This window comes from Variovorax sp. P5_A3 (assembly GCF_056400665.1).
Map to the genome: position 1 here is coordinate 1 of NZ_JBFUKW010000056.1, position 7,882 is coordinate 7,882.

Sequence of the window (7,882 nt, forward strand, 5' to 3'; positions counted from 1 at the left end):
ACGGTCGGCCGCATGAAGCTGGAACACACGCTTGGCCAAGTCGATGCCGAGAATATCGATTTCCATGTTGAGCCTCCTATGTCAGCGGTTGATAGTGCCGCTCAGTCTTCCAGAGAGGTGGCGTCGGGTCCATCTCAGTAGTTCATGGCCCAGCGCCTGATGGAACTCGATGTCGAAGGCCGCTGCGGCGCCGCCTACGACGAGAAGAATCCCGAGCGCCTCAACAGCCGCAACGGCTACCGCGAGCGAACCTGGGACACCCGGGCCGGCAGTGTCGAGTTGAAGATCCCAAAGCTGCGCCAGGGCAGCTACTTCCCTGAGTTCCTGGAGCCCCGACGCACGGCCGAGAAGGCGCTCACGGCCGTCATCCAGGAAGCCTACGTGCAAGGCATCTCCACCCGATCCGTAGACGACCTGGTCAAGTCGTTGGGCATGAGCGGCGTCTCCAAGAGCCAGGTCAGCCGCCTGTGCGGCGAGCTCGACGAGCGCGTCAACGCCTTCCTGGGACGGCAGATCGAGGGGGACTGGCCCTACCTGTGGATCGATGCCACCTACGTGAAGACGCGCGAGGCCGGGCGCATCGTGAGCGTGGCGGTAATAGTCGCTGTCGGCGTCAACACCGACGGCCAGCGCGAAGTGCTGGGTCTGAAGGTCGGCGCTTCGGAAGCCGAGCCCTTCTGGACCGAGTTCTTGCGCAGCCTGAACCGCCGGGGTCTGCGCGGTGTGAAGCTCGTGATCAGCGACAGCCATGAAGGCATCAAGGCGGCCGTATCGAAGGTCCTGAAGGCCACCTGGCAGCGTTGTAGGGTCCACTTCATGCGCAATGCCCTGGCGTACGCGGGCAAGACCCAGCGGCGCATGGTATCGGCCGCCATCGGCACGGCGTTCGTACAGGACTCGGCCGATGCAGCGCGGGCGCAATGGCGATCGGTCGCCGACCAGCTCCGAGACAAGTTCCCCAAGCTTGGCACTCTGATGGATGACGCCGAGAACGACGTGCTGGCGTTCATGACCTTCCCGCGAGCGCACTGGACGCAGATCTACTCGACAAACCCTCTCGAGCGGCTGAATGCAGAAATCAAGCGGCGCACGAACGTCGTGGGCATCTTCCCCAACGACGCCTCGATCACGCGACTCGTCGGCGCGATGATGCTCGAACAGAACGACGAGTGGTCGCTCAACCGGCGCTATATGCAGCTTGAAGGCCTGCAGACCCTGAGCGACACTGCACCCACTCGGCTGTCCGCAGTGGCACGCTGAGTACTGTGCATCTCAGCCCTGTCCGGGCTGAAGACTTACACCATGCCCTGGGACGTGACCGTCAAGGGGCCTGCACGTCCGCTCGGCGCCCTGCTCGTTGATGGAAAGGCCGATTCAAACTCCACGACGCACTGACCGATTTGGTGGATTGCCGGCGCCGTGACTGGTGCCGCTACGATCCGTTGGGTGCCGCAGTTGAGCCTGGAACAAAGTCACGACAGTCTGAAGGTTGTGTGAAAGCGCTCCGTCGGTCGCATCACTCCAAATACGTCGCTCGACTCGTCATAGCGAAGTGGCGCATGAACCGAATCGTCGACGGCGACGACCGACGGAAAGTCGCGTTGTGCGGCAATATGCGCTGCATCCAGACCACACGCGAACCATCGAACTTGGTGGTCGCCTACGGCGTGCCAATGACCGGGTTTCGGAGTACCAAAACTCCCTCCCGATCGCTGCCTTGTCAAGCGACATCAGGAACTGCTCGTAGGCGGGCACGCGTCCCGGCGTCAGCTCCCCGACGAATACGGGGCGCCGGCCGAATCCCGATTCCAACGGGCCTTGCCAAGTGCCCGGCGTCAGGGCGACCAGCGCGCCTGCGCGTACTGGGGATCGGAAAGCGCGGCGTCCTGATCGCTGGACTGGTCGACGTGGCGGTTCTGCAACATGAAAGGGTCGGAGATCGCCGGCACCTCCATGCCTCCGGCGTTCACGGGACGCAGAAGCGCGCGCTCAGCATCTCTGTGCGCGACGATATCGCCCGTCGAATGAACATCTCGGCGCGCACGATCGACCGCAGCCTCAAAAAGGAGAACCTGCAGTTTCGCAGCCTGTCGCAAAAGGTGCGCTTCGAGCGCGCGCGCACTTGGCGAAGCCGGCGGATGGCCGCGTCGCGCGTGGCCGAGGATCTGGGTTTCAGCGCCACCTTCAGTGTCGCGCGTCCAGGTGCCACTGCGGTCTGACGCCCGGCGATTTCAGGCGAACGCGTCGCACTGCAGCGAAGGCCGAGACGACGAGGGGGCGACTCGGGCGGGTCTCACTGAGTTCGACTCCTGGCGACAGGGGTACGTTGCCCCTTTGTCTGGGATGGAGCGACCGAACCGAAACCCACTCGAACCGGAAGGGCTTGGCCGTTTAATGAAGGAATCGCGGTCCCTTCAATGCACTTCCGTGGGAAAGGCTTTTCGACTGAACTCGCCCACATGACTGGCCGCCTCGATGGACAAAGGGGGTGGGAGGACCGATCATGGCAATGTCGCGCTCAGGAGCGTGGCGAAGCCGAGCGCGGTATCCATTTGTCGCTCGGACTCAAGCAATCCTTGCCAATTTGCATACCGTCATGAAACAAGCTCTTCCCGTTTCGTTGCTGATGGCCGTTCTCGCGTGGAGTTCGCATGCGGCGGAAATCGATCTCAGGATCACCGGACCCGTGGTCCAGAAAGAGCTTCCTTCCGGATCCGGCCTGACTTGGAACGCAGGAAAGTACTTCGTCGTGGGTGATGATTCCCCCTATCTGTTCACGCTCAACCGAAAGTACGCGATCACCGACCGCTTCACGCTGCAGGACTTCCCGATTCAAAAAAACGGCCGCATCGCCAAGGACGCGAAGCCCGACTATGAGGCGATGGCCACGGTGGTGTGGAACGGGGTGCCGTGGAACCTGATCCTCGCCTCCGGCAGCAAGAAGGGAACACGGGAAACCGGGCTCCTGGTTGCCATGGATGGCAAGTCCGTCCCGCTGGTACGCGACATGACCAAGCTGTACCGAGACCTCGCGGCCCTCGCTCGCTTCAAGGCCGCCCAGCTAGTCAATATCGAGGCCGTCGCCGTGGCGCACGATGACATCTACCTGTTCAACCGGGCCAATGCCGAGCGGAACCTCCTTTTCAAGGTTGCCCTCGGCGATCTCATGGCCTACATGACCGGCCAGGCCGACCGGATCACAGATATCCAGCTGCATGAGGCCACGCTGCCACGCCTGAAAGGCCAGGAGGCGGGATTCTCGGGCGCTGACTTCTGGCCCGAGAGAGAGAGCCTGGTCTACACCGCTTCTGTAGAGCGGACCGGCAATGCATCCGACGATGGCGCGGTGCTGGGCAGCTATGTAGGTCTGATCCCCTTGTCCATCTTGAAGAAAGGTGCCCCTCTGGATCTGAGGCAAAGCGCGCAGCGCCTCTCCAAGGCTGGAGTGCCACTTACGACCAAAGTGGAGTCCGTCGCACTTACGCAAACTGACCGGCGTCGGGCCACCGGTGCGCTGGTGAGCGACAACGACAACGGCAGCAGCGAGTTCTTCGACATGGTGCTGACCATGAAGCCTTCGCCGGCACGTTGACGCGCGTGACGATTGCGCCTCGGGCGCAGCGACTCGTTGGGGCGGTGTTCGACGCCGCGACTGTCGCTGTCGTTCCCGTCCACGCCAATGGCCAGCGCCGCCACGCCTACCCAGGTCGTCGCGCAAGGCCGGGAAGTGCCTCGTCGTCACGCTGGAAGAAATCTGCACGAGAGATCCGCGATGCGTCCCAATGCGCAAGATCGACCGCGTCGCGCGTTCGTTCCTGACAAAGGTGAACACACGATGCAGTCCGGACCGTTGCGTTGTGGTCGCTCCTGCGTCCATCCAGTTCCAGGAGGGTGTTGGACACGATCGGCCAAGACGCGTCTCCTATCGAACGGTTGGCCTTGCCCATATCCGGCGTCACAGGCGCCGACCTCGTGCAACCGGCCGCGTTGCAAGCATTGACCACGAAATTGGGATTGGCGAGCGACGCGAGGTCGATGTTGATGAACTGGTAGCTCGTGTTCAAGAGGTCATCTGCCCGCAGGGCAAACGCGGAGTTGCCAAGTGGGGCGTCATCAAGGACTTGGTAGTACGTCGCACCCGGGCTTGTAGCCCAAGTGAAAGTCATCGACTTGACGCCATAGTTGACCGCAATTCCCTGCGGAGCACTGGGAGGGGTGGATGTGACGTCTCCCCCGAATTCCGGACTTTTCAAAACTGGAGGTAAGGTGGCTTTTTCGGCCGGCCCGTGAGGGCAGGAAGGAGAAGCGATGAAGAGGTCGAGATTCAGCGAAGAACAAATCGCCTACGCGTTGCGGCTGGCCGAGTCGGGCACGCCGGTGGTCGATGTGTGCCGCCAGATCGGCGTGTCCGAAGCGACGTACTACACGTGGAAGAAGAAGTTCGGAGACCTGGGCGTGACGGAGCTCAAGCGCCTGAAGATGCTGGAGGACGAGAACGCCCGCCTGAAGCGCATCGTGGCCGACCTGACGCTGGACAAGCAGATCCTGCAGGAGGTCGTTCGAAAAAAGCTCTGAAGGCTGCCAAGCGGCGCGAGCTGGCAGCCTGGATGCAGGAGCGCTTCAAGGTGAACGTGCGGCGGTCGTGCCGGCTGGCGCTGCTGCGCCCGTCAGTCTGGTATCAGAAGAGCGAGGCGCGCGATCAAAGTGCGCTGCGCCTGCGCATCAGGGAGATCGCCATGGACCGTCCCCGGTTCGGCTATTTGCGGGTGCTGGTCATGCTCAAGCGCGAAGGATGGGCGGTCGGCAAGAAGCGGGTCTATCGCCTGTACCGGCTGGAAGGGCTGCAACTGCGCATGAAGGTCAAGCGCCGCAAGCGCATCAGCCTGCAGCGCGGCCGACCGGTGCCGGCTACCGGGCCGAATCAGCACTGGAGCATGGACTTTGTTCACGACCAGATGCTCGATGGCCGGGCATTCCGTGTGCTCACGGTGATCGATCAGTGGAGTCGCGAGAGCGTGTCTCTAGAGGCCAACTTCCGCCTCACGGGGCGATGCGTCGGGAGTGCCCTGGACGAGGCCGCACAGCAGCGTGGGTGGCCCAAGGCGATCACGGTGGACAACGGCACCGAGTTCACCTCCAAAGCGCTCGATGAATGGGCCTGGCGACGTGGCGTGAAGCTCGACTACACGCGCCCCGGAAAACCCACGGACAACGGGCTGATCGAGTCGTTCAACGGTCGGTTACGCGACGAATTCCTGAACGTCAACGAGTTCATTACGATGCACGATGCGCGGGAGAAGCTGAAGGCATGGCAGCATGACTACAACCATCACCGCCCTCACGGATCACTGGGCCACCTGACCCCCAGTGAGTTCGTCAAAAAGAGGTCAGATCAACAAGCCGAAAACCGCCCAACTCCAGTTTAGAACTGACCGGAAATGGGGGAGACGTCAGACCCACGGGACACCGTGTGGGTCGAGGAGCCGGGCTATTGGGGCTTCCACAAAGTGCTGCAGATGGGCTCAGCACGCGTGCGGCCGCTGCGCGTCGAGGCCGGGCCTGCTGCCTGGCCGCGCGGGGGCAAGCCACCGCGACTGATCTTCGTCACGCCGTCGCACCAGTACCCGCTGGGTTCTGTCATGAGCTTGGCGCGGTGTCAAGGGCAACCGAATTCTCCCCAGTGTGGTAACTCAAATTTCCCCACCCGGTTGGGAACTGTCGTCGTTGTGTGACCGGATCAATCCGGCCTTGAGCTTCTCCTTGAGGCGGTAGGAGTTGCCGCGGATATTCACGGTCACCGCGTGGTGCAGCAGGCGATCGAGGATCGCGGTGGCGATGATGCGATCGCCAAACACCTCGCCCCAGGCGCCGAAGCTCTGGTTGCTGGTCAGGATCATCGGTCCGCGCTCGTAGCGCCGGCTGATGAGCTGGAAGAACAAGTTGGCGCCCACGCGATCAATGGGCAGGTAGCCTATCTCGTCGATGATCAGCAGGCGAGGCGTGGTGTAGACCTTGATCTTCTCGTCGAGCTTGCCTTCGGCATGGGCCTTGGTCAGTGTCGCAATCAGATGCGCGGCCGTCGTGAACAGCACCCGGTAGCCGGCCTCGATGGCCTTGATCCCCAGCGACACGCTGATGTGCGTCTTGCCCACGCCAGGCGGTCCGAGCACGATCACGTTGTCGCCGTGCTCGATGAAGTGGCAACTCGCCAGCGCCTGCAGTTGCTTCTTGTCGATCGAGGGCTGGTAGGCGAAGTCGAAGGTCTCCAGCGGCTTGACGAAGGGGAAGCGTGCCATCGCCGTTCGCATGGCGATGTTCTTGCTCGTCTTGGCAGCCACCTCTTCGCCGAGCACCTGGTCGAGGAATTCGGCGTAGGGCAGCTCCTGGGCCGCGGCATGCTGCAGCATCGCCTCGAGGCGCTCGCCGCTCTTGAGCAGGCGCAGCTTGCGCAAATGCTCACCCAGTCGTTCGAGCTGCGCGGGTGTCGTCATCGCCGAAGGCGCCGCCGCGGTCGGGGTTGCGGTCTTGGCCATCACGCAGCCTCCCTCAGGTCGTTGTCGAGAAGCTGCTCGTAGATCGCCGGATCGCGCACTTCGACATCGCGGCTGTTATCGGGGATGCAAATCACCTTGTGCAGCGGCGGCTCGGCATAGCGCTGCCGGGCATTGCGCGCAGCGGCGCCGGGCCCGTGTTGCGGGCGCACGCTCAACTGGGCGCGGCCGGCCAGCACGACGTGTTCGGCGACAACCTGGCCGCGGTAGCGAACCACCCAGGTGCCGCCTTCGCGCACCACCTGCACCGTCTTGCCGATGAGCGCGAACGGGACGGAGTAACGGTTGCCCTCGATTGAGATAAGCCAGTCATCGGCCACCACACGATCGCGCACCATCGCTTGCAGGAAGCTGGGCTGGCTGGCAGTGGGCACCAGGGCCGCAGCTTCTTCAGCGAAGCGATCGATGGGCCGCTCGTGAGTCGTGCCGTGGATGCGCGGGTCGGCGATCTCGGCTTGCCACGCGACGAGTTGAGCGTTGAAGTCCTCCAAGTCGGTGAACGTGCGCCCAGGCGCGAAGTTGCGCTTGAGGTACTTCACGCCCGACTCGACCTTGCCCTTTGTTTGCGCCCGATACGGCTGGCACAGCCGCGGTGTGAAGCCCCAGTGGCGCGCAAAGGCATGGAAGGTCTCATTGAACTTGGGCAACTTGCGGCCATCGGCGTCACGCATCGTGCCCAGCACGACGGTGCGCATGCGGTCGTACAGCAGCGTCTCGCAGCGCCCGCCGAAATGGGCGAAGGCGTTCTCGTGCGCGGCCAGCAGATCGGGCATGCGCTCGCGCAAGAAGCCTTCGGCGTATGCGCGCCTGCTGTAGCCCAGCGTCATCACCAGCACGTGCACCTTGGTTGGCACGCCGCCCAGGCGAACGGTCAGCTGACCCCAGTCAACCTGTGCCTGCTCGCCGGGCGCCGTCTCGAAGCGTCGCTGCGTCAAGGCTGCAACGCTGGCATCCGCGCGCAGCGGGCGAACGGCCAGCTTGACGGTCTCGTAGCTGCCGCTATAGCCGCGTTGGCGAAGCTCCTGGTACAGGATGCGCGCCGAGTAGTGCACTTGTGCGGCCCGTTCGACCAGCCAGTCGCGCTCGGCATCCAACAACGTGGGACCTGTCGCATTGCGGGTGTACGGCACCCAGGCCTGCTGCGCAAGACAACTGCGAACCGTCTTGCGATCCAGATCCAACTCGCGCGCGATTTGCGAGATGTACTGGCCAGCAGCGCGTCGCTGGTGAATAGCACGCCATTGTTGTAGGCCGATCAAGTTGCCCTCCGCGTCCGGGTTGGAACCGGCAACGGTAGCGGCCGCGCTGCTCAGGGCCCTCGGGCCCTGAGC

At 63.2% G+C, this 7,882-nt stretch carries 6 protein-coding genes and 1 pseudogene; 4 read left to right on the forward strand and 3 right to left on the reverse strand.

Going from position 1 to position 7,882, the window contains the following annotated elements; all coding sequences use genetic code 11:
• Positions 1–141: 141 nt before the first annotated feature.
• The 3 genes and pseudogenes from AC1D3B_RS35975 to AC1D3B_RS35985 form a co-directional block, all read left to right on the forward strand.
• Positions 142–1,260: pseudogene (locus AC1D3B_RS35975) on the forward strand (IS256 family transposase); the annotation flags it as partial.
• 299 nt (positions 1,261–1,559) lie between these two features.
• Entirely contained in the window at positions 1,560–2,219 is a 660-nt protein-coding gene (locus tag AC1D3B_RS35980) for a hypothetical protein (protein ID WP_478195443.1), read from the forward strand.
• Positions 2,220–2,596: 377 nt separating this feature from the next.
• Positions 2,597–3,592: a DUF6929 family protein gene (locus tag AC1D3B_RS35985; protein ID WP_478195444.1), complete on the forward strand. Its 996-nt coding sequence runs from the start codon at positions 2,597–2,599 to the stop codon at positions 3,590–3,592.
• A 106-nt stretch (positions 3,593–3,698) separates the two neighbouring features.
• Here the strand turns inward: AC1D3B_RS35985 and AC1D3B_RS35990 are convergent, their stop codons facing one another.
• Positions 3,699–4,166, reverse strand: coding sequence for a hypothetical protein (locus tag AC1D3B_RS35990; RefSeq protein WP_478195445.1), 468 nt, complete (start codon positions 4,164–4,166; stop codon positions 3,699–3,701).
• 142 nt (positions 4,167–4,308) lie between these two features.
• Here AC1D3B_RS35990 and AC1D3B_RS35995 point away from each other — a divergent pair.
• A protein-coding gene (locus tag AC1D3B_RS35995) for an IS3 family transposase (RefSeq protein ID WP_478195446.1) occupies positions 4,309–5,426 on the forward strand; the annotation gives its coding sequence in 2 pieces (ribosomal slippage) (positions 4,309–4,564 and positions 4,564–5,426; 1,119 coding nt in all).
• Between the two features lie 264 nt (positions 5,427–5,690).
• Here AC1D3B_RS35995 and istB read toward each other — a convergent pair.
• On the reverse strand, positions 5,691–6,533 hold the full coding sequence (gene istB, locus AC1D3B_RS36000; RefSeq protein WP_478195447.1) for an IS21-like element helper ATPase IstB: 843 nt from the start codon (positions 6,531–6,533) through the stop codon (positions 5,691–5,693).
• On the reverse strand, positions 6,533–7,882 hold a 1,350-nt coding region (istA, locus tag AC1D3B_RS36005), incomplete at its 5' end, for an IS21 family transposase (protein WP_478195448.1). The genes istA and istB, both read right to left, overlap by 1 nt.

Coding starts and splice junctions, on each gene's coding strand:
- AC1D3B_RS35980 (WP_478195443.1), top strand. CDS start 1,560: ATGAACCGAATCGTCGACGGCGACGACCGACGGAAAGTCGCGTTGTGC.
- AC1D3B_RS35985 (WP_478195444.1), top strand. CDS start 2,597: ATGAAACAAGCTCTTCCCGTTTCGTTGCTGATGGCCGTTCTCGCGTGG.
- AC1D3B_RS35990 (WP_478195445.1), bottom strand. CDS start 4,166: ATGACTTTCACTTGGGCTACAAGCCCGGGTGCGACGTACTACCAAGTC.
- istB (WP_478195447.1), bottom strand. CDS start 6,533: ATGGCCAAGACCGCAACCCCGACCGCGGCGGCGCCTTCGGCGATGACG.